Below are 21740 nucleotides of genomic sequence, written 5' to 3' on the forward strand. Positions count from 1 at the left end.
AATTATCTTTCACGTCTGATTGTCTTCCGGAAAGCTATTGACCCCCGTGGGTGCGCGGAGCGAGGGTGGGAAACGCAGTGACCCCCATCCCTGTCCAGGAGGTTCGATGCACCTCTCATCCTCGCCGTCGGCGAGAAGGATACTGCTCGCCGCCGCCGTGGCCACAGCCACCGCGCTGGCGACCACCGGACCGGTGACCGCGGCGCCGGCGACGGTCGGGACCGCCGCCGACCGGCAGGAGCAGTACGCCGCCGCCGCGACCGCGTACGGCGTACCGCAGAACGTGCTCCTCGGCGTCTCCTACCTGGAGTCCCGCTGGGACGCGCACCCCGGCCAGCCCAGCACCAGCGGCGGCTACGGCCCGATGCACCTGACCGACGCCGCGCACGTCCTCGCCACGCGGGGCAGCGGTCACGTCGACGAGGACGAGGACCCGCGCGGCGACGACTCCCGGCCGCTCCGCCTCGACCCGGCCACCGCCGCCGCGCCGACGCGGGAGACCCCGCTGCCGCGCGCCTCGCTCCAGACGCTCGACACCGCCGCGGCGCTCACCGGGCTCGACGCGCAGACGCTGCGCACCGACCCGGCCGCGAACATCCGCGGTGGCGCGGCGCTGCTCGCCTCGTACCAGAAGGCACTGGGCGGGCCGGTCGGCGCCGGCAGCGACCCGGCGGCCTGGTACGGCGCGGTGGCCCGCTACTCCGGCGCGGACACCTCCGACGCGGCGGCGGCCTTCGCCGACGAGGTCTACGACCAGCTCGACCAGGGCGCGGCCCGGACCACCGACGACGGGCAGCGGGTCACGCTGGCCGCCACCGCCGCGCGCCCGGACCGGTCCGGGCTGGCCCGGCTCGGCCTGCGCAACGCCGCACGGCCCGACGGGGTGGAGTGCCCGGTGCGGCTGGCCTGCGAGTGGATCCCCGCCCCGTACGAGCAGCTCAGCGCGGACCCGGGTGACTACGGCAACCACGACCTCGCCGACCGGCCGAAGCAGCAGAAGATCGAGTACATCGTCATCCACGACACCGAGGGCTACTTCGACCCCAGCGTCGACCTGGTGAAGCGGGCCGACTACCTGGCCTGGCACTACACGCTGCGCTCGGTGGACGGCTACGTCGCCCAGCACGTCAAGACCAAGGACGTCGGCTGGCACGCCGGCAACTGGTACGTCAACGCCAAGTCCATCGGGTTGGAGCACGAGGGCTTCGCCGGGCAGGGCACCTGGTACACCGAGGCGATGTACCGGGCGTCGGCCAAGCTGGTCCGCCACTTGGCGCTCAAGTTCGGCATCCCGCTGGACCGGCAGCACATCATCGGGCACGACAACGTGTCCGGCATCACCGCCGCGGCGGTGGGCGGCATGCACTGGGACCCGGGGCCCTACTGGGACTGGTCGCACTACTTCGACCTGATGAAGGCGCCGTTCCGGACCACCGGCACCGCCCGTACCGGGCTGGTCACCATCGACCCGGACTTCGCCACCAACCGGCCGGCGTTCGTCGGCTGCAACCAGCAGCCGCCGGGTGTCCCGACGCCCACCCCGCCGGCCGCGCCGTGCCCGTCGCGCGGTTCCTCCGCGGTGATCCTGCGCAGCGCCCCGAGCCCGGACGCGCCGCTCGTCAACGACCTCGGGCTGCGCCCGGACGGCACGCCGGACACGATGTACATCTCGGACCACGGCGCCCGCGCCTCCGCCGGCCAGACGTACGCGCTCGCCGGCCGGCAGGGTGACTGGACGGCGATCTGGTACCTCGGCCAGAAGGCGTGGTTCCACAACCCCGCCTGGGCACCCACCGCGAAGTGGGCCACCGGCTTCGTGGTGACGCCCCGGCCCGGCAAGGCCACCATTCCGGTGTACGGCCGCGCCTACCCGGAGCAGGCCGCCTACCCGGACACCATCCCGTACCAGACCATCTCCCCGCTCCAGTACACGTTCGCCGCCGGCCAGCGGTACGCGGTGGGCGGGGTGCTGCCGGGCGAGTACTACCGGGCGGTCTCGTTCGACGGCTCCGCACCGGGTGACCGGACCGTGGTCCGGGGCAAGAACCGGTACGTGCAGGTCCAGTTCGGCCACCGGGTCATGTACGTGAACCTCGACGACGTGCTGATCCTGCCGTCGCCGGTCGGCGCACCGCGCTAGCGGCCCACGACACGCCGAAGGCCCCCGGTCCGCGTGGACCGGGGGCCTTTCCGTCGATCGGGGCCGGGTCAGCCCACCCGGACGAAGCCGGCAATCGGCATGGTGCTGATGCTCGACACCTGGACCGGTTTGCCGGTCCGTGGGGCGTGCACCATCACCCCGTTGCCGAGATAGAGCCCGACGTGGTGCAGGTCGCTGCCGAAGAAGACCAGGTCACCCGGTCTTGCCTCGGAGCGGGAAACCTTGCGGCCCTCGTTCCACTGTGCGCCGGTGAAGTGCGTGAGCGAGATGCCCGCCGCCTTGTACGCGTACTGCGTCAGGCCGGAACAGTCGAACGAGTTCGGGCCGGTGGCACCCCACACGTACGGGTCGCCGACCTGGGCGCACGCGGTCTTGATCGCGGTACGCGCGGCGCTGCTGACCACACCGTCGATGGCCGGGCAGCCGGCCGGACGGATCGAGGTGACCGGCAGCAGGCCGGTCAGCCGCTTGATCTCGGCGTCGATCTGCTTCTTCTGCGAGGCGAGCTGGGCCTCCTGCTTGACCTCGGTCGCGATCAGCGCGTCCAGCTTCTGCTTCTGCGCGTTGAACTTGTCGCGGGCCGCGAGCACGCTGGCGATCTGCCGGCGCTGGTCGTCGGCGATCCGGTCGAGCATCACGAGCTGCTCGGCCAGCGTGCCCGGCTTGGTGCTCACCAGCAGCGCGCCCACCTCCTGCGACGGGCCGCGCATGTAGTAGCGGGCGGCGATGTCGCCGACCTTGTTCATCGCCAGCGTCGAGGCCAGCTCCAGCGGAACCATCTTCCTTTGCAGGTCCGCGGACTTCTTCTTGTTGACCTTGAGCTGGGAGCGGACCTTGTTGTACTGCTCGATCGTGGGTTCCAGCTTCTCCCACTGCTTGTCGATCTGCGCGTCGATCTCGTCCACCGAGGGCGCCGCGTGCGCCGGGGCCGCCAGCATCCCGGCACCGACCGCGACGGCCGCGACCAGGGTGACCAGACGGCGTACCACCCGGTGGAACCCGGCCGGCCGGCCGGGTGGAGCGCTCGGGGCGTGACGTTCAGGGGGCATGGTTGCCACCGGCACGGACTCCTTTGCAACCGACCGGGCGGGCGCCTCGCGAGAGGGAAGATCGAGGCGGACGACCCACAGCGGTCGGTGCCTCACATTAGGGAAAGCACCGGGGTGGAATCAAGGCGACCCGTGGTTCCATCACGTTTCCGCAATCGGTTGCCCACCAACGGTGTCCGGTCACTTGCCCATGACCGCCGTCAATACGTCGTCGAGCGTCACCACGCCGAGGGGACGCCGGCCGTCGCTGACCAGCACCATGTGCCGGCGCTCGCGGCGCATCGCCAGCAGCAGATCGGCCAGCGTACGGTCCGGCGGCACCACGGCCAGCGGCCGGTAGACCTCGACCGGCACCGGAGCCCGACGGCTCGCGCCCGCGTACCCGAGCACGTCCTTGACGTGGACGAAGCCGAGCACCCGGCGGGTGGTCCGCTGCACCACCGGGAAGCGCGAGCGGCCGGTGCGGGTCGCCAGCACCTCCAGCGAGGCCGGTGAGACGTCCTCGGCCACCGTGGTCACCGTCGACCACGGTTGCAGCGCGTCGGCCGCGGTACGGCTGTGCAGGGCGAGCGCGCCGGTGATCCGGGCGTGCTCCTCGGCGTCGAGCAACCCCTCGGTCCGCGCCTGCGACACCAGGCCGGCCAACTCCTGCGCGGTGAACACCGTCTTCACCGCGTCCGTCGCCTCCACCCGCCACCACCGCAGCACCTGCCGGGCCGACCACTTCATCGCCAGCAGCAGCGGCTTGGTGGCCAGGCAGAACGCGAGCATGGCCGGGCCGAGCCAGAGCGCCGAGGGCTCCGGACCGGCCAGCGTGATGTTTTTCGGCACCATCTCGCCGACCACGGTGTGCAGGAACACCACCACGGCCAGCGCGATCACGAAGGCCACCGGGTGCACCGCCGAAACCGGCAGCCCCAGCGTCTCGAACGGCGTCTCCAGCAGGTGCGCCAGCGCCGGCTCGGCGATCGCGCCCAGGCCGAGCGAGCAGACCGTGATGCCGAGCTGCGCACCGGCGATCATCAGCGGGATCTGGTTCATCGCGGCGAGCGCCCAGCGGGCCCGCTTCGACGTCGCCGCGAGCGGTTCGATCACCGTACGCCGGGACGCGATCAACGCGAACTCACTGCCCACGAAGAACCCGTTGCCGAGCAGCAACACCAGGGCGACCAGCAGCTCAGGCACCGTCGTCGGGCTCCTCGGGGCGGACCACCCGGACCTGCTCGATCCGGTGCCGGTCGACCTCCACCACGGTGAACTCGTAGCCGGCCTCATCGACCGTCTCACCGGGAACCGGGATGTGCCCGAGCCGGGCCATCAGGAAGCCGCCCAGCGTCTCGTACGGCCCCTCGGGCAGCCCGAAGCCGGTCTGCTCGCCCAGCTCGTCGGCGCGCAGCACACCGTCGACCAGGACGGTCCGCTCGCCGCCGGGCACGGTCAGCTCCACCGGCCCGAGGTCGTCCACCGCGGCCGGGTCGAACTCGTCGGCGATTTCCCCGACCAGCTCCTCGACCAGGTCCTCCACGGTCACCACGCCGTCGGTGCCGCCGTACTCGTCGACCACTATGGCCAGGTCCGCGCCGGCGTCCTTGAGCGCGGCCAGCACCCCGTCCAGGTCCAGGCTCTCCGGCACGTACACCGGCTCGCGGGCGACCGCGGCCACGGTGGTGACGGCCCGGCGGGCCAGCGGCACCCCGAGCGCGTCGGGCACCCCGGCGACGCCGGTCACCAGGTCGAGCGTCTCCTCGTACACCGGAAACCGGGTCCGGCCGGTCCGCCGGGCCAGGTCCAGCAGCTCGGCCACGGAGGCGGTGGCGCGCAGCGCCACCACGTCCACCCGGGGCGTCATCGCCTCGGCGGCCCGCTTGTCGCCGAAGCGGATGGTGCGGCGCAGCAGCATCGCGGTGTCCGGCGGCAGCGCGCCGGCACGCGCCGAGATCGCCGCCAGCAGCCCCAGCTCCTCCGGCGAGCGGGCGCTGGCCAGCTCCTCCTGCGGCTCCACGCCGAGCCGGCGGACCAACCGGTTGGCGGAGTCGTTGAGCAGCCGGATCAGCCAGCCGAACGTGCGGGAGAACGCGCGCATCGGCGCGGCCGTGGCCAGCGCGGCCGGCATCGGCCGGGCCAGCGCGAGGTTCTTCGGCACCAGCTCACCGAAGAGCATCGAGACGAGCGTGGCCAGGGCCAGCGCGAGCAGCCCGGTGAAGCGTTCCGCCCCGCCGAACGGGTGCAGCACCGGCGCGACCAGCCGGGCCAGGGCGGGTTCGGCCAGGTAGCCGGTGAGCAGCGCGGTGATGGTGATCCCGAGCTGGGCGCCGGAGAGCTGAAAGGACAGGTCCCGCAGCGCGCGGCGGACCGTGGCGGCGCGGCCGTCGCCCTCGCCGGCCCGCCGGTCGATCTCCGCGCGGTCGACGGTGACCAGAGCGAACTCGGCCGCGACGAAGAAGGCGTTGCCGGCGGTCAGCAGCACGAAGCCGACCAGGGGCAGGAGCGTGAGAACCAGCGGGCCGTCGATGGGCGTGATTGTGGCACGGGACGGCGACGGCGGCAGCACCGCACAGGTGCCGCCGCCGTCGTGGTCCGGCTTCCCGCCGGGGTACGCCTCAGCCGGCCGCCGAAGCGGTCTCCTTCTCGCCGGCCGATGCCGCCGGCTTCACCGAGCGCAGCAGCACGCTGGCCACGTCGACCACCTCGACGTCCTCGCCCGCGCCCTTGCCGTTCACGCCGTCGTTGAGCATGGTCGAGCAGAACGGGCAGCCGACCGCGATGGTCTTCGCGCCGGTGGACATGGCCTCCTCGACCCGGTCCACGTTGATCCGCTTGCCGATCTTCTCCTCCATCCACATCCGCGCGCCGCCGGCGCCGCAGCAGAAGGAGCGCTCGCTGTTGCGCGGCATCTCGACGAGGCCGCTGTCGCGGCCTGCACCGGAATCGGAGGCTGCGCCACCGCGGCCATCTCCGATGGCACTGCCCAACACCTCCCGCGGGGCGGCGAAGATCCGGTTGTGCCGGCCCAGGTAGCAGGGGTCGTGGTAGGTCACGCCACCGTCGACCGGCTGCACCGGGGTGAGCTTGCCGGCGCTGACCAGGTGAGCCAGGAGCTGCGTGTGGTGCACCACCTCGAACTCGCCGCCCAGCTGGCCGTACTCGTTGCCCAGCGTGTTGAAGCAGTGCGGGCAGGTGGCGACGATCTTGCGCTTGTTCTTCTCCCGGCCGTCGAACGCCTCGTTCAACGTCTCGACGTTCTGCTGAGCGAGCATCTGGAAGACGAACTCGTTGCCGATCCGGCGGGCCGGGTCGCCGGAGCAGGTCTCGCCCTCGCCGAGGATGGCGAAGGAGACGCCGGCCTCGTTGAGCAGCGTGGCCACCGCGCGGGTGGTCTTCTTGGCCCGGTCCTCGAATGCGCCGGCGCAGCCGACCCAGAAGAGGTATTCGAAGTCGTCGACCTCGCCGACCCGGGGCACCTCGAAGTCGAGGCCCTTGGTCCAGTCCTCGCGGGTGTTCTGCGGGGCGCCCCACGGGTTGCCCTTGTTCTCCAGGTTACGCAGCATGACGCCGGCCTCGGACGGGAAGCTCGACTCGATCAGCACCTGGTAGCGACGCATGTCGACGATGTGGTCGACGTGCTCGATGTCCACCGGGCACTGCTCGACGCAGGCGCCGCAGGTGGTGCAGGACCAGAGCACGTCCGGGTCGATCACGCCGCCCTCCTCGGCGGTGCCGATCAGCGGCCGGTCGGCCTCGGCGAGGGCCAGCACGTCCATGTGGGCGAGTTGGGCCTGGGTGGCCTTCTCCTCGCCGGTCAGGTCCTTGCCGCCGCCGGCCAGCAGATAGGGCGCCTTGGCGTACGCGTGGTCGCGCAGGCTCAGCACCAGCAGCTTGGGCGACAGCGGCTTGCCGGTGTTCCAGGCCGGGCACTGCGACTGGCAGCGACCGCACTCGGTGCAGGTGCTGAAGTCGAGCAGGCCCTTCCAGGTGAACTGCTCGACCTGGGCGACACCGAACTGGTCGGACTCCGGGTCGGCCTCCTCGAAGTCGAGCGGCTTGCCCTCGCTCGTCATCGGGCGCAGCGGGCCCAGGCCGGAGCCGGCCGGCTTCGCAGGGTCGCGCTTGAAGAAGATGTTGGGGAAGGCCAGGAACCGGTGCCAGGCGACGCCCATGGTGACGTTCAGCGAGATCACGATGAGCCAGGTCATCGAGATGGCGATCTTGATGAGGGCGGCCACGCTGACCCCGGCCGACCAGTCCGGGAGCACGGCGCCGACCGCGTGACTCAGCGGGGTGGCCCAGACCGGGTACTCGAAGTGGTCGGTGGCGACCTTGAAGCCCCGGATGACGAAGCCGAAGATCAGGACGAGCAGCACGACCCACTCGACGAAGTAGCCCTGCCACATGGTCGAGCCGGTGAACCGGGACCGGCCGCCGGGGCGGGTGGGCCGGTTGCGCAGCCGGATCGCCATCAGCACCACGATGCCGACCAGGCCGAGGATGCCGATCCACTCGGTGACCAGGCCGAAGACGGTCCAGTGCCCGATGATCGGCAGCCCGCCGCCGGGCGTGACCACCTCGAAGTAGGCCTCCAGCACCAGCAGCGACAGCACGATGAAGCCGACCATCACGAACCAGTGCGCGGCCCCGACCACGCCCCACTTCAACATGCGGGTGTGCCCGGCGGTCTCCACCAGCATCTTCCGCGTACGGGCGCCCTTGTCGCCGAACCGCTCGGGCGCGGGTTGCCCGAGCCGGATGACGGCGGCCATCTTCATGACCGCGCGCACCGCGAGCCACACCGCCACGGCGGTGATGGCGGCCGCGAGGATCGTGGTGACGATCTGGACGCTGCCCATCGAGTTGGCCTCCCGGTCTGCTGCTTGTCAATGCAGCCTACGCGGAAGGTTACCCAGCGGTAACGTGAGTCTTCTCGCATCGGCCACGCCGCCCTGCCGGACACCTTATGGGTGCGGGCGCGTGCGCGCCGGGCAGGGGCGGCGTGACGGTGACGGGGGACCGCGTCGGGGCCGGACCGGCCCGCGCGGTCAGCGCCAGCGGGAGAGCAGGATCAGCGACGAGACCATCGCGCCGAAGCCGACCGCGAGGTTCCAGTAACCCCACGAGGCGACCGGGTACGCCTGCTCGGAGAGGTAGTAGATCACCAGCCAGCCGATGCCCACGACGATCAGCGCGACCGCCGTGACCGGCAGCCAGATCGGGCTAGGCTTGCGCGTCGCCGCCGTCGCCGTCGGGCGGACGTCCGTCGGCGGGGTGTACACCTTCTTCTTGCGGACCTGAGACTTGGGCACGACGCTCTCCAGAGGGGGGTAAGACCTCGTCCGGCCTGACAACCGGGCGCGGGGGCGACGGTCCATGGCCAATAATGTCGACAGCTAGCGTAGTCCGGAAGGACCGTTCAGGCCACGAACGGGATCAGGCCGGCGCACGGAGTGACCGAAAAGAGTGGACTTTTCGGGCCGAGCAGGACGGTTCGCATCGGCGCGGGCCTCGACGAGACGACGGGGAAGGAAACGCCCGGTGGAGTACACGTCCGGCGCCGCCTCCTGGCAGAAGGTCCTCCGCCGCGCGGTGGTCGGCCTGCTGCCCCGGCGGGCACGCCAACGCCGCCCGGGCTGGTCCGTCGGCGTACCCCTGATCGCCGCCGCGGCCGGGCTGCTCTTCACCACCACCGCGACCACGGCCGGTGGCACCGCGCTGCGCGAGGACCGGAAGCCCCAGCTCACCCAGTTGATCGAGAACCGTCGCGAGCAGGTCGCGGCCAGCGAGGCGAAGGCCGCCCGGCTGCGCGACGAGGTCGAGGAACAGACCGCCGCGCTGGCCGGCACCGACGGACCGGTCAAGCTGCAACGGGACCGGGCCGCCGCCAGCCGGCAGGCCGCCGGGTTCACCGCGCTCACCGGCACCGGGATCAGCATCGAGTTGAACGACGCCGACTTCGGCCCCGGCCATCCGCTGCCGAAGGGTGCCAGCAACGACGACCTGGTCGTGCACCAGGGCGACGTGCAGGCGGTCGTGAACGCGCTCTGGGCCGGCGGCGCGGAGGCCATGTCCATCATGAACGTCCGCGTGCTCAGCACCAGCGCGGTACGCTGCGTCGGTAACACCCTGCTGCTGCACGGCCGGGTTTACTCCCCTCCTTTCAAGATCGTGGCCATCGGCGATCCCGCGCAGTTCCAGCGGGCGCTCGCCGCCTCTGAGGGAGTCCGGTTGTTCAAGGAAGTGGCCGACCACTATCAGCTCGGCTACGTCGAGCGCGTCTCCACCGTCACCGTGCCGGCGTTCGAGGATTCCACAGCGTTGCGGTCGGCGACGGTGCCCCGGTGACCGACGACCCCCGGGGGCCCGACCGACACGGGCGCGATCGGCACGAGGAGCCGACCGCGTTCCTCCCGAGGGTCGAGCGCCCGACCTCGCCGCCCCCGCTCGACCTGCCCTGGCCGGAGACCGGTCCGGCCCACTCCGCTCCGGCCCGACGCGGTCCCGCCACCCAGCCAAGCGCCCCGCCACCGCCCGCCCGGCCCGTCCACCAGGCCCGTCCGCCGGCCGCCGCCCCGCCCGCGGCGTACCCGCCGGGCACGGCGCCCCGGACCACCGCACACCCGCCGGGCACCGCGCCCCAGGCCACGGCGTTCCCGCCGGGCACCGGCCCCCGGACCACGGCGCGTCCAGCGGCCCGCGAAGTCGGATGGCTGGGCGACGGTCCGGAGACTGGACCGCCGAGCCGTCCGGGCCCACCGGACGCAGCCGTCGGCTGGCCCGGTTCCGCTGCCGGCGGGCCGGACGCGTGGCACCGGGCCGACCCGGCCGGAGCAGGCCCCCGGCGATTCGACGGTCCGCCGGATCCCGCCGCCGGCAGCCGGCAGCCCGACCCGCCGGGTCGGGGAACCCAGGCCCACCCGCCCGCCGACCGCCCCCACGGCCACCGCACCGGCCCGGACCACCTCACGGCGGCCCCGTCGGGGGGCCGACCCGGTCACCCCGGGGTACGACCGGCCGCACCCGGTGACGGGCCCACCGCCTTCCTGCCCGCGGTGGGCGAGCGCTCCGCCGACCCCGGGCCGCCCGCGCGCCGCCCGGAGTGGCGGGCCGACGGTCCGGCTCCCCGGCACGCCGACGAGACGACCGGCGTACCCCGCTCGGGCCGGCCGACCGGACGCGGCCCGGAGCCGACCGTCCCGGCGGACCCGGGGGCGACCGCGCTGCTGCCCACGGTGCCGCGCCCGCCCGCCGATTCGCTGCTGGACGCCACCGGGCTGATGGGCGCGGTGCCGCCGGCGCCGCCCGACGACGGGGGTGCCGAGCCACCGGCGGAACCACCCCGACCACGGCGCGGTGAACGGGTGGTCCAACTCCGGCCGGAGCAGACCGGCGAGGGGTACCGCAGCGTCCACTCCGAGCTGACCCGTCCCACCGTCGGGTCCCGGCTGCGCACGGTGGTCCGCGGGGCCGGCGAGCTGCTGATCACCTTCGGCATGGTGGTGCTTCTCTTCGCCGGCTACGAGATCTGGGGCAAGTCGGTCATCGTCGACGCCCATCAGAACACCCTCAGCGGCCAGCTCGCCCAGGACTGGGCGGCCGATCCGACGGTCGCACCGACCACCGGGCCGAGCGTGAAGCCGAAGCCGCCGGCCGAGGGAAAGCCGGTCGCCGGCCTCTACATCCCGAAGCTCGACAAGCGCTGGGTGGTGGTCGAGGGGGTCAGCCCGGACGACATCCGGTATGCCCCGGGCCACTACCCGGAGAGCGCCCTGCCCGGCGAGGTGGGCAACTTCTCCGTCGCCGGCCACCGCATCCGGTCGACCTTCTGGCGGCTGGACGAGTTGACGTCGGACGACGCCATCGTGGTCGAGACCAGGACCGACTGGCTCGTCTACCGGGTCTACCAGCAGCGCATCGTCAAGCCGTCGCAGGTGGAGGTGGTCGCGCCGGTGCCCGGCAAGCCGGGGAAGAAGGCGACCGAGAAGCTGCTCACGCTGACCACCTGCAACCCGAAGTTCGACAACTACCAGCGGTTGATCGTCCATGCCCGCCTGGACCACGCCCAGGCCAAGTCGGCGGGCCGTCCGGCCGAGCTGGAGGGCTGAGTCGTGTACTCGTGGATCTGGCGGAAGCTGCCGTGGGGGCTGCCCGGGAAGCTGATCGGTTCGGTGCTGCTGGCCGCCGCCACGGTGGCCCTGCTCTGGCTCGTGGTCTTCCCGTGGGCCGAGCCGCTGCTTCCCTTCGACGACGTGCAGGTCACGCAGGACTCCGGCGTGCCGGGCGACGCCCCGGACGGTGGGTTCACCGGCCCGAGCGGGCTGCCCGGCGAGGACGAGGAACTGCCCTACAGCACCGAAACGAACAACGCCCCGCCCTCCACTCCGAGCAGGTGACCCCGATGCGCGTCCTGGTGATCGACAACTACGACTCCTTCGTCTTCAACCTCGTGCAGTACCTCGGCCAGCTCGGCGTGGAGTGCGAGGTGCGGCGCAACGACGAGATCGACGTCGCCGAGGTGGGTCGGGCCGGCGCCACCGGGGTCCTGCTCTCACCCGGTCCGGGCAGCCCGGACCGGGCCGGCATCTGCCTGGACGTCATCCGGGAGTACGCCGGCAGCATCCCCCTCTTCGGCGTCTGCCTCGGCCACCAGGCCATCGGCGAGGCGTTCGGCGCCACCGTGACCCGGGCCCCGGAACTGCTGCACGGCAAGACCTCCGAGGTCCACCACCACGGCACCGGAGTGCTCGCCGGTCTGCCCGACCCGTTCACCGCCACCCGTTACCACTCGCTCGCCGTGCTGCCCGAGACGCTCCCGGACGAGCTGGAGGTCACCGGCTGGACCGGCTCCGGCGTGGTGATGGCGATGCGGCACCGCACGCTGCCGATCGAGGGCGTGCAGTTCCACCCCGAGTCGGTGCTGACCGAGGGCGGCCACCTGATGCTGGCGAACTGGCTGGCCGCCTGCGGTTTCACGCAGGCGCTGGAACGCGCCCCGGAGCTGGCCGCCGAGGTCGACGCGCGACGCCGGGCCGCGTTCGCCACGACGTGACCGCTCGGGCCTCACGACTCCCACCCGCCGCGCGAAGAGAAGCACACCGCCCAGGCCGAGCAGGGTGAATCGGCGTCAACGGGACGGCCCGCGCCGCGAGGCCGCCCCCGGCACGGGCTCGGCGTCCTTCCGTCGAGCCCGCGACCTCACCGCCCGCTCGATCGGATGGGCGGCGTGCTGGGGAACGGGAAGCCGCCACCGCCACCGGCACCCGGCGTGGTCGGTGTCGCGCTGGGGGTCGCGCTGGGGCTGGCCGGGCTCTCGCTCTCCTCCGGGGCGGCGACGTCGACGTAGATCGTCACCTGCTTCTCCCGGGCGAGGGACGATCCACCCTTCGGGCTCTGCTTGCTGACCCGGCCGACCTTGTCCGGCTCGCTCACCTCGTCGCCGTCCAGCGTCCGCACCTTGTAGCCGGCGTTCTGGAGCTGCCGGATGGCCTGGTCCTCGGAGAGGCCCCGCACGTCCGGAACCTCGTTGACGTTGCCCCGGGAAACCTGAAGCTTGACGGTCGAGGCCTCCGGGACCTTGCTGCCCTGGCTGGGCTCGACCTTGACGACCGTGCCCTTCTGGGCACTGTTGTCGACGTTGTTCACCTCGACCTTGAGCCCCAGGCCCTCCAACTGCGACTGGACGTTCTCCAGCTGCGAGCCCTCCAGCCCCTTGGGGATGGTGACCTGACCCGGGCCGGTGCAGACCTGGACGGTGACCGGGGTGTTCTTGTCCACCCGCTGCCCGAACGGTGGGTTCTGCCCGACCACCGAGCCCTTCTCACAGGTGGTGTTCTGCACTGGGTCCCCGGCGACGAACCGGAGCCCGGCCTGGGTGATCGCGTTCTGCGCCTCGGCCTGCGGCCGGCCCACCAACTGCGGCACCGAGACCTTCTCGTTGCCGGCCTGGTTGAGCCAGAGCGCGGTGCCCAGCGCGATCACCGCGAGCACGCCGAGCGCGGCGAACATGGCGATGACCCAGGAGGAACTCCTGCGCTTGCGCGGGTCACCGACCCGGGCCGGCGGCTGCTGGCGGGTCTGCGGGCCCAACACCTGGGTCTGCTGCGTCGGGTGGTAGCCGCCCGCGGCGGCGGCCATCGGCGCGGTCTCGTCGGCCGGCATCACCGGGGTGGCCAGCACCGGCCGGCCGGCGGCGGCGCGGAGCAGGTCCGCCCGCATCTCGCCGGCGCTCTGGTAGCGGTTGAGCGGGTTCTTGGAGAGCGCCTTGAGCACGATCGCGTCGACTGCGGGGTTGACGTCCGGGTTGATCGTGCTCGGCGTCGGCGGCTGCTCCCGTACGTGCTGGTAGGCGACGCTGACCGGGCTGTCGCCGACGAACGGCGGGTGCCCGCAGAGCAGCTCGAACAGCACGCAGCCGGCCGCGTACACGTCGGAGCGGGCGTCGACCGCCTCGCCGCGTGCCTGCTCCGGGGAAAGATACTGCGCGGTGCCGATGACGGCGCTGGTCTGCGTCATCGTGGTCGCGCCGCTGGCCAGGGCCCGGGCGATGCCGAAGTCCATCACCTTGACCTGGCCGGTCTGGGTGAGCATCACGTTGCCGGGTTTGATGTCCCGGTGGATGATCCCGTGCCGGTGGCTGAACTCCAGCGCGGCGCACATGTCGGCGCAGATCTCCAGCGCCCGGCGCGGCTGGAGCCGCCCCTCAACGCCGAGGACCTCCTTGAGGGTCCGCCCGTTGACGAACTCCATCACGATAAACGGCAGGGTCTCGCCGGTCGGGGCGGTCTCCTCGCCGGTGTCGTAGACGGCGACGATGGCCGGGTGGTTGAGCGACGCGGCGTTCTGCGCCTCCCGGCGGAACCGCATCTGGAACGTGGCGTCCCGGGCCAGATCGGTACGAAGCATCTTGATCGCGACATCCCGCCCGAGCCGGAGATCGCGCCCGCGGTGCACCTCCGCCATGCCGCCGTAGCCCAGCAGCTCGCCGACCTGGTACCTGCCACCGAGCAGGCGGGCCTGCGCTGTCATCGCGTCTCTCGTCCTTCGCTCGTCGTCGTACCGCCGCCGGCCGGCTGGAGGCGTACCTCACGACGGTACGACGTGCGGACCGGATAGTCGCCCCCGGACGCGCGCACCGCGCCGGAGGTCACGCTCACACTCGCCGGAGCGGAGGCGGCAGCACCGTATTTCCGGTACCAGAACGAAATCACGCCCGAGCAGAGGATGACCAGTACGGCCACCAGGATCGCGGTCGTCCAGAGCCCGGAGCGCGACCGGCGGGGCGGGCGCGCGGGCCCGACGGGCGGGCGAGCGTACCCCAGAGGGTTGTGCGGGGGGCGGGGTTGCGGGACGGGCGCCGCGCCGCGCGGCGCCACCGGCGGGCGGGGCTGCGGGACGGGGTGGGCGACCACGGCCGGGCGCGGCGCCACCGGCGGGCGGGCCGGGGTCACGGGCGGCCGGGGCTGTGGACGGGGAGCGGCGGCCGGCTGCGGCCGGGGAAGCGCGGGTGGCGGCTGCGGCCGGGGAAGGGCGGTCGGCACCTGCGCCCGCGCGGTGGGCGCGGCCGGCGAGGCCGGTACGCCGGAGATCGGACGCCCGCCGCGCGCCTGCTGGGAGATCGTGAGCTTGGCCTGCCGGGCGACGCCGGCCAGGGCGGCGGCACTCGGCCAGCGGGAGCCCGGGTCCTTCGCCATGGCCCGTTCGACGATCGCCCGCACCTGCGGCGGGATGTCGGCGGGAAGCGCGCGCGGGGTGTCCCGCACATGCTTCATGGCGATCTCCAGCGGATTGTCCCCCTCGAACGGACGCCGGCCGGCCAGGCACTGGTATGCCACGACGCCGAGCGCGTACACGTCGGAGGCCGGGGTGGCGACCGCGCCGGTGGCCTGCTCCGGCGAGATGTAGGAGGCGGTGCCGAGCACCGACCCGGCGGCGGTGAGCTGGCCGACCAGCTCCGAGCGGGCGATCCCGAAGTCGGTGAGCACCAGCGTGCCGTTCGGCCGGACCAGCAGGTTGCCCGGCTTCACATCGCGGTGCACGATGCCCTTCTCATGCGCAGCGTGCAGCGCGTCGGCGGCCTGGGCCAGCAGCGCCATGGTGCGGGCCGGGGTGAGCCGGCCGACCCGGCCGAGCGTGGCGGAGAGCGCGTCGCCCTCGACGTACTCCATCACCAGGAACGCGATCTGCTGGTCGCTGCCGAAGTCGTAGACGTCGACCACGCCGGGGTGGTTGATGGTGGCCATCGTCCGCGCCTCGCCCCGGAACCGCTCGGCGAAACCCGGCTCGTCGAGCAGCGCCGGCAGCAGGCTCTTGACCGCCACCGTACGGCCCAGCACCTGGTCGGTGCCGCGCCAGACGTCGCCCATGCCACCGCTGGCGATCCGCTCGTCCAGGCGGTAGCGGTTGCCGAGTTGCACCCCGGGGGCGAGCACGTCAGCGCCTCCCGGAGTCCGCGATGGCCGCGGCCATGATCCGGCCGGCGATCCGGGCCGCCTCGGCGCTGCCACCGCTGCCGGCCTGCTCCAGCTCGACGCAGACCGCGGAGAGCGGAGTGCCGTCCTTGTCCAGCGCGAAGCCGATGAACCAGCCGTGGTCGGGGGTGTCCGGGCCGGACTGCGCGGTGCCGGTCTTGCCGCCGACGAGGTAGCCGTCGATGGCGGCCCGGCGGCCGGTGCCCTCCTTCACCACGTTCTGCATCATGTCGCGCAGGTCGGCGGCGACCTGGCCGCTGACCGGGCGGCGCAGCTCGCGCGGCTTGGCCGCGTCGTAGACCGTGGTGCGGTCCGGCCCGAGCAACTGCTTGACCAGGTAGGGGCGCATCTGGCTGCCGTCGTTGGCGACCGCGGCGGCGATCAGCGCGCCCTGCAACGGCGTCATCCGCACGTTGTTCTGGCCGATCGAGGACTGGGCGAGCGCGGCGGCGTCGGTGCTGCCGTCCGGGTTCTGCATGTCGCCGGTGCGGCTGGCCGCCACCGGCAGCCCACCCTCGCCGACCTGCCCGACGGTGAGGTCCTCCTGCTCGAAGCCGAACTGCTTCGCCTTCTCCTTGACCTTGTCCGCGCCGAGCCGGACGCCGAGCTGGGCGAAGCCGGTGTTGCAGGACTCGGTCACCGCGTCCCGGAGCGTCACCTGCGACTCGGGGCAGATCGACGGCGCGGCGTTGCGGATTGGCTGACCGGCGCCGGGCGCGGTGTAGCTCGATCCCGCCGGGATCTCGGTCTGCTGGCCGACGCCGTTCTCCAGCGCCGCCGCGGCCATGATGACCTTGAAGGTGGAGCCGGGGGGCAACACCTCGGCGAGCGCCCGGTTGGCCAGCGGCCGGTCCTTGTCCTTCTCCAACGCGTTGTAGGCCCGGTCGGCCTCGGTGGTGTTGTGGCTGGCCAGCGGGTTCGGGTCGAAGCTCGGCATGGAGACCAGCGCCTGCACCGCGCCGGTACGCGGGTCGATCGCGATCGCCGCGCCCTTCTTCGCCCCGACCTGGTTGTCGTTGAGCTGCTTGTACGCCGTCTCCTGGGCCCGCTTCGACAGGGTCAGCAACACGTTGCCGCCGCCGGTCTCGTCCCCGGTGAACATGTCCTTGATCCGGTTGGCGATGAGCGCGTCGCTGGTGCCGGCGAGGAAGTCGTTCTCCAGCCGCTCGATGCCGTTGGCGCTGCCGTTGACCGGCTTCCAGCCGAGCACGTGCGCGTACATCTGCCCGTTGGGGTAGGTGCGCTGGAACTTCAGCTCCCCGCCGGTCTCCTTGCTCAGCGCGTACGCGGTGCCGCCGACCTCGATGTTGCCGCGCTTGCGGTCGTACTCGGCGACCTGGACCCGGCCGTTGTAGTCGCTGGTGCGGTACTCGTCGGCCTTGTAGGCCTGGATCCAGTTCAAGTTCGCGAAGAGCAGGCCGAACAGGATCATCACGACCACACCGACGCGGCGCAGGGGTGCGTTCACGGCCGGATCACCTCCGTGGGGGCACCGTGCAGTTGCTCGGGCGGGCCGCCGCCCGGTCGGGCCGCCGAGCCACCGCCGGTCACCGGCCGGCGGGCGCCGTCGGAGACCCGCAACAGCACCGCGATGAGCAGCCAGTTCGCCATCAGCGAGGAGCCACCGGCGGACAGGAACGGCGTGGTCTGCCCGGTCAGCGGGATGAGCTTGCTGATCCCGCCGACGATGACGAAGACCTGGAGGCCCAGGGTGAACGCCAGGCCGCCAGCGAGCAGCTTGCCGAACGAGTCCCGTACCGCCAGCGCGGCCCGCAGGCCCCGCTCGACGATCAGCAGGTAGATCACCAGCAGCGCGGAGAGGCCGAACAGCCCGATCTCCTCACCGATGCCGGCGAAGATGAAGTCGGTCTGCACCTCGGGTAGGAGGTTCGGCTGGCCGCCGCCCGGGCCGGCCCCGAACAGGCCACCGGTGCCGAGCGTGAGCAGGCCCTGGACGAGCTGGTAGCCGCGGTCGTACGGCTCGGCGAACGGGTCGAGCCAGATCTGCGCCCGGTCGTAGAAGTTGGCGAACGGGCCGCCCACCGTGCTGCCCAGCAGGTACGCCAGGTAGGCGCCGCCGAAGAACAGGATCAGGCCGATGAGCAGCCAGCTCACCCGCTCGGTGGCGATGTAGAGCGTCACCACGAACATGCCGAAATAGAGCAGCGAGGTGCCCAGGTCCTTCTCGAAGACCAGCACCAGGATGCTGACCAGCCAGACCACAAGCACCGGCCCGAGGTCCCGCCCGCGCGGGAAGTCGATGCCGAGCACCCGCCGGCTGGCCAGCGAGAGCACCTCGCGCTTGCGCACCAGGTAGTAGGCGAAGAACGTGAGCAGCGCCAGCTTGGCGAACTCACCCGGCTGGATCTGGAACCCGCCGACCCGGATCCACAGCTTCGCGCCGTTGATCTCGGAGAACCGGCCGGGCAGCACCGCCGGGATCATCACCAGCACGATGCCGGCCAGGCCCAGCGTGTAGGCGTAACGCGACAGCGAGCGGTGGTCCCGCAGGATCGCCAGCAGCCCGGCGGCGAGCACCACCGCGGCGAGCGTCCAGGCGAGCTGCCGGCCACCGGTGCCGGCGAAGACGGCCAGGTTCGCCCGCTCCGCCGGAGCGGCCTCGGCCAGGTCGTAGCGGCGTAGGAAGCCGACCCCGATGCCGTTGAGCAACGCCACCGCCGGCAGCAACGCCGGGTCGGCGAACGGCGCCAGCCAGCGGATCACCAGGTGCAGACCCAGGAAGACCAGCCCCAGCGCGGCGGCCGGGACCCAGAAGTCCGAGGTGACGGTGTCCAGCGCCTTCGCCTCGATCATCGCCGCGTACGCCGCCACCAGCACCATGGCGAGCAGCAGCAGGGACAGCTCGGCCTTACGACGGGACCGGGCCAGGCGTACGCCGGGCTGCTCGCCCGTCGAGGCGGGCGAGGCTGCCGGTGCGGCGGCTGCGGTCACGGATACGTCCTCGGGATCGAGCCGGCACTCACTCCGGCGACCGGCAACCGGCGGGATCGGCCGGCGGAACGGTGTCGGAGGGTACGGCGTCGGGCGTGATGGTCAGCGTCGGCGTGGGCGTCGGCGGGCCGGGCGTGGGCGTCGGCGCGACGGCGGTGGCGGTCGGCGTCGGGCTCGGCGCGCCGGCCGTCACCACCGGCGTCGGGCTCGGCGAGCCGATCGACGGGCTGGGCGAACCGGCCGTCGGACCGGGCGGGCAGAGCGGCTTGAGGTTCGGGTTGGCCGGGTCGTCGCTGGTCAGCTCGGCCAGTCGACGTTCGGCGTCCGGTTCGCTCTTGGCCTGGATGCCCTGCTTCACCCGCTCCTGGGCGGCCAGCGTGAGGTCGTCGAGCCGGGCCCCGCTGCGCTCGTGCACGTTCGACAGGTCGAGGCCGGCCACCTGACCGGGCACCCCGCGGAAGACCGCGAGCTGACCGTCGTCGGTGGCGCCGACGTAATACTGCCGCTGGGTGTAGGTCCACCCGCCGAAGACACCTCCGCCCACGATCACCGCGAGCGCCAGGGCCATCGCCGCGGCCCGCATCGGCCGTACCCGACGCCGCTCGGGCTCGTCGTCGCGGGTGTCGGCCGGCTCCTCGGGCGCGGGCGGGCGCGGGGCGGACAGCGCCGACGCGCGGGCGGCCGGGGTGGATTCGTCGGCCGACGTCGCCATGCCCCGGTCCCGGGCGGCGGCGCCGCCGACGATCGGGGACGCCTCGACGATGTCCTGGTCGGTGGCGTCGGCGATGATCACGGTGATGTTGTCCGGGCCGCCGCCGCGCAGTGCGAGCTGCACCAGGCGCTGCACACACTGCTGCGGATCGGGGTATTCCCGCATGGTGTCGCCGATGGTGTCCGCGCTGACCACGCCGGAGAGCCCGTCGGAGCAGATCAGGTAGCGGTCGCCGGGCAGCACCTGGCGGACGCTGTACTCCGGGTCGATGTCCCGGCCGTCGAGCGCGCGGGTGAGCAGCGAGCGCTGGGGGTGGCTGCTCGCCTCCTCCGCGCTGATCCGGCCCTCGTCGACGAGCATCTGGACGTACGTGTCGTCCTTGGTGATCTGCGCGAACTCGCCGTTGCGCAGGAGATAGGCCCGCGAGTCACCGATGTGGACCATGCCCAGCTTGCTGCCGGAGAAGAGGGTCGCGGTGAGCGTCGTGCCCATCCCCTCCAGCTGCGGGTTGGCGTCCACGGTGTCGCGAAGCTGCTGGTTGGCGGTGCCGACGGCGGATCGGAGCGCGTCGACCAGGGCGTCACCGGGGACGTCCTCGTCGAGGGGCGCCATGGCACCGATGACGATGTTGCTGGCGACGTCACCGGCGGCCATGCCGCCCATGCCGTCGGCAACGGCGAGCAGCCGCGGTCCGGCGTAGACGGAATCCTGGTTACCGTCTCGGATCAGACCGCGGTCGCTGTGGGCCGCATAGCGCAGGGTCAGAGTCATGGCCGTAATTCGAGGGAAGTGCGGCCGATCCGGATCGGCACGCCGAGGGGTACGGGGGTTGGCCCGGTGACCTTAGCGCGATCCAGGTACGTGCCGTTAGTCGATCCGAGGTCCTCGACGTACCACTGCCCGTCACGGGGCACGAGCCGGGCGTGTCGCGCCGACGCGTAGTCGTCGGTGATCACGAGTGTCGAGTCCTCGGCGCGACCGATGGTGATCTGGGCCTCCCCGAGCGTGATCCGGGTGCCGGCGAGTTGCCCGGCGGTGACCACCATCTGGTGGGCGGCGCGGCCCCGCTTGGCCTTCGCCGGCTTACCGGCCGGGGCGGGCTGGCCCGTCGAGGCGCCGACCCCCCGGGGCGCGGCCACCAGGCGACCCGAACGGGCCCCCGCGAAGAGGTCCCGGCGGATCACGCCGACCACCGTGAAGACGAAGATCCACAGCAGGACGAGGAATCCGAACCGGGCGACGGTGATGACGAGCTCCGGCAACGCGGGTCAGCCGTCCACGCGGAAGGTCAGCGTCGTCGTCCCGAGCTGGATCATGTCGCCGGGGTTGAGGGCGACCGCCGAGACGCGCTGGCCGTTGACCATCGTGCCGTTCGTGGAGCCGAGATCGGTGAGCACGACCTGCCCGCCGTCGAAGTCCAGTCGGGCGTGGCGCCGGGAGATGCCGACGTCGGGCAGGCGCAGGTTGGCCTGGTCACCGCGGCCGATCACGGTCGAGCCCATCTGGAGCGGGTAGGTGCGGCCGTCGCCGGAGACCAGACGGACGTTGCGGCCGCCGCCGTGGCCGGGCGGGGGGCCGTAACCGCCACCCTGGTCGTACGCGGGGTACGCCGGGCCGGCGTCGTAGCCGCCCTGGTCGTAGCCGCCCGGCGCGGAGACCGGAGCGACGTCGCCGCCGGTGTAGACCTCGGCGGTGACCCGGAACATGCCGGTGTCCAGCCCTTCACCCCGTTCGACCTCGACGATCACGTCGCCGTAGACCGTCCACGCCTGCTCGCCGATGAACTCCGCCTGCGACTGGGCCAGCTCCTGGGCCAGCGCGGCGGCGTACGGCGCCAACCGGCTGTGGTCGTACGGCGAGAGATCGATCACGTAGCGGTTGGGCACCAGCGTCCGCCCACCGGCCAGGATCGCCTTGTGCGCCTCGGCCTCCCGCTGCATGGCGTTGAGGATCTCCACGGGGTGGACCACCCCTTTGAAGACCTTGGCGAAGGCCCCCTCGACCAGGCCTTCCAGACGCTTCTCGAAGCGTTGCAGCACGCTCACCGGCTCCTCCTCGGGTCCCGAGGCAATGATGGTATCCGGACACCGCCTCCGCAGCTCACACGCCGCTCGGCCGGCTGCCGACGGCCCGTTCGTGACCGGGCCTGCGGACGTGCTACAGTTTCGTCCGCCACGAACGGTGATCGTTCGTGGCGATGACCAGTGGACAGCGTAATATGTCCCGGCACCCGCCGCAGATTGACGGGCACGGGATGGGATACGGTGTTCCGGGTCGGCCACGGGGAAGTGGCGGAATGGCAGACGCGCACGGTTCAGGTCCGTGTGCCCGAAAGGGCGTGGGGGTTCAACTCCCCCCTTCCCCACCATGACGAGGGCTCCGCAAGCTGCGGGGCCCTCGCTCCGTATCGG

17 protein-coding genes and 1 tRNA gene are annotated in these 21740 nt (G+C 72.3%); 6 read left to right on the top strand and 12 right to left on the bottom strand.

The annotated features are described in order from the left end of the window. Positions 1-106: 106 nt before the first annotated feature. Entirely contained in the window at positions 107-2140 is a 2034-nt protein-coding gene (locus B1205_RS06575; RefSeq protein ID WP_089154766.1) for an N-acetylmuramoyl-L-alanine amidase, read from the top strand. A 68-nt stretch (positions 2141-2208) separates the two neighbouring features. On the opposite strand, the gene B1205_RS06580 is transcribed toward B1205_RS06575, so the two are convergent. From B1205_RS06580 to B1205_RS06600, 5 genes are all read right to left on the bottom strand, one after another. Beyond that, positions 2209-3210, bottom strand: coding sequence for a C40 family peptidase (locus B1205_RS06580; RefSeq protein ID WP_176308446.1), 1002 nt, complete (start codon positions 3208-3210; stop codon positions 2209-2211). 180 nt (positions 3211-3390) lie between these two features. Next, the gene (locus B1205_RS06585) at positions 3391-4395 is read right to left on the bottom strand and encodes a hemolysin family protein (RefSeq protein WP_089154767.1); all 1005 of its coding nucleotides are present in this window, start codon (positions 4393-4395) and stop codon (positions 3391-3393) included. After that, a complete protein-coding gene (locus B1205_RS06590) occupies positions 4388-5695 on the bottom strand; it encodes a hemolysin family protein (protein WP_089154962.1) in 1308 nt (435 codons plus the stop codon). The genes B1205_RS06585 and B1205_RS06590 overlap by 8 nt, the downstream gene beginning before the upstream one ends. 115 nt (positions 5696-5810) lie before the next feature. Further along, complete coding sequence (locus B1205_RS06595) at positions 5811-8054, bottom strand: (Fe-S)-binding protein (protein WP_089154768.1); 2244 nt, start codon at positions 8052-8054, stop codon at positions 5811-5813. Positions 8055-8243: 189 nt separating this feature from the next. Beyond that, positions 8244-8507, bottom strand: coding sequence for a cell division protein CrgA (locus B1205_RS06600; RefSeq protein WP_089154769.1), 264 nt, complete (start codon positions 8505-8507; stop codon positions 8244-8246). 229 nt (positions 8508-8736) lie between these two features. On the opposite strand from B1205_RS06600, the gene B1205_RS06605 reads away from it, so the two are divergent. The 4 genes from B1205_RS06605 (at position 8737) to B1205_RS06620 (ending at position 12247) form a co-directional block, all read left to right on the top strand. Continuing rightward, positions 8737-9543, top strand: a complete 807-nt coding sequence (locus B1205_RS06605) for a DUF881 domain-containing protein (RefSeq protein ID WP_089154770.1) — start codon at positions 8737-8739, stop codon at positions 9541-9543. Between the two features lie 707 nt (positions 9544-10250). Further along, the gene (locus B1205_RS33295; protein WP_441338444.1) at positions 10251-11303 is read left to right on the top strand and encodes a class E sortase; all 1053 of its coding nucleotides are present in this window, start codon (positions 10251-10253) and stop codon (positions 11301-11303) included. A gap of 3 nt (positions 11304-11306) precedes the next feature. Further along, complete coding sequence (locus B1205_RS06615; protein ID WP_089154771.1) at positions 11307-11591, top strand: hypothetical protein; 285 nt, start codon at positions 11307-11309, stop codon at positions 11589-11591. 5 nt (positions 11592-11596) lie between these two features. After that, positions 11597-12247, top strand: coding sequence for an aminodeoxychorismate/anthranilate synthase component II (locus B1205_RS06620; RefSeq protein WP_089154964.1), 651 nt, complete (start codon positions 11597-11599; stop codon positions 12245-12247). Between the two features lie 146 nt (positions 12248-12393). Here B1205_RS06620 and pknB read toward each other — a convergent pair whose 3' ends face one another. From pknB to B1205_RS29545, 7 genes are read right to left on the bottom strand one after another with little or no spacing between them, the layout of a single operon-like run. Beyond that, on the bottom strand, positions 12394-14223 hold the full coding sequence (gene pknB / locus B1205_RS06625) for a Stk1 family PASTA domain-containing Ser/Thr kinase (RefSeq protein ID WP_089154772.1): 1830 nt from the start codon (positions 14221-14223) through the stop codon (positions 12394-12396). Continuing rightward, entirely contained in the window at positions 14220-15626 is a 1407-nt protein-coding gene (locus B1205_RS06630; protein ID WP_089154773.1) for a serine/threonine-protein kinase, read from the bottom strand. The genes pknB and B1205_RS06630 overlap by 4 nt, the downstream gene beginning before the upstream one ends. Position 15627: 1 nt before the next feature. After that, on the bottom strand, positions 15628-17133 hold the full coding sequence (locus tag B1205_RS06635) for a peptidoglycan D,D-transpeptidase FtsI family protein (RefSeq protein ID WP_089154774.1): 1506 nt from the start codon (positions 17131-17133) through the stop codon (positions 15628-15630). After that, the gene (locus tag B1205_RS06640; RefSeq protein WP_089154775.1) at positions 17130-18617 is read right to left on the bottom strand and encodes an FtsW/RodA/SpoVE family cell cycle protein; all 1488 of its coding nucleotides are present in this window, start codon (positions 18615-18617) and stop codon (positions 17130-17132) included. Before B1205_RS06640 ends, B1205_RS06635 begins: the two co-directional genes overlap by 4 nt. A 28-nt stretch (positions 18618-18645) precedes the next feature. Continuing rightward, positions 18646-20100: a PP2C family protein-serine/threonine phosphatase gene (locus B1205_RS06645; protein WP_089154776.1), complete on the bottom strand. Its 1455-nt coding sequence runs from the start codon at positions 20098-20100 to the stop codon at positions 18646-18648. Continuing rightward, positions 20097-20591: an FHA domain-containing protein FhaB/FipA gene (locus tag B1205_RS06650; RefSeq protein WP_089154777.1), complete on the bottom strand. Its 495-nt coding sequence runs from the start codon at positions 20589-20591 to the stop codon at positions 20097-20099. Before B1205_RS06650 ends, B1205_RS06645 begins: the two co-directional genes overlap by 4 nt. A 6-nt stretch (positions 20592-20597) precedes the next feature. Further along, positions 20598-21374 (bottom strand): FhaA domain-containing protein, encoded by a 777-nt coding sequence (locus tag B1205_RS29545; protein ID WP_176308447.1) that lies wholly within the window; start codon positions 21372-21374, stop codon positions 20598-20600. Between the two features lie 237 nt (positions 21375-21611). On the opposite strand from B1205_RS29545, the gene B1205_RS06660 reads away from it, so the two are divergent. Next, positions 21612-21697, top strand: a tRNA-Leu gene (locus tag B1205_RS06660). Positions 21698-21740: the final 43 nt, after the last annotated feature.

The organism is Micromonospora sp. NBS 11-29 (assembly GCF_002140155.1).
In the GTDB taxonomy this organism is placed as follows: Bacteria; Actinomycetota; Actinomycetes; order Mycobacteriales; family Micromonosporaceae; genus Micromonospora.

Excerpts from the sequence above, each read along its gene's own strand:
- B1205_RS06595 (WP_089154768.1), bottom strand. The coding sequence starts at position 8,054 with ATGGGCAGCGTCCAGATCGTCACCACGATCCTCGCGGCCGCCATCACC.
- B1205_RS06620 (WP_089154964.1), top strand. The coding sequence starts at position 11,597 with ATGCGCGTCCTGGTGATCGACAACTACGACTCCTTCGTCTTCAACCTC.
- pknB (WP_089154772.1), bottom strand. The coding sequence starts at position 14,223 with ATGACAGCGCAGGCCCGCCTGCTCGGTGGCAGGTACCAGGTCGGCGAG.
- B1205_RS06645 (WP_089154776.1), bottom strand. The coding sequence starts at position 20,100 with ATGACTCTGACCCTGCGCTATGCGGCCCACAGCGACCGCGGTCTGATC.
- B1205_RS06580 (WP_176308446.1), bottom strand. The coding sequence starts at position 3,210 with ATGCCCCCTGAACGTCACGCCCCGAGCGCTCCACCCGGCCGGCCGGCC.
- B1205_RS06575 (WP_089154766.1), top strand. The coding sequence starts at position 107 with ATGCACCTCTCATCCTCGCCGTCGGCGAGAAGGATACTGCTCGCCGCC.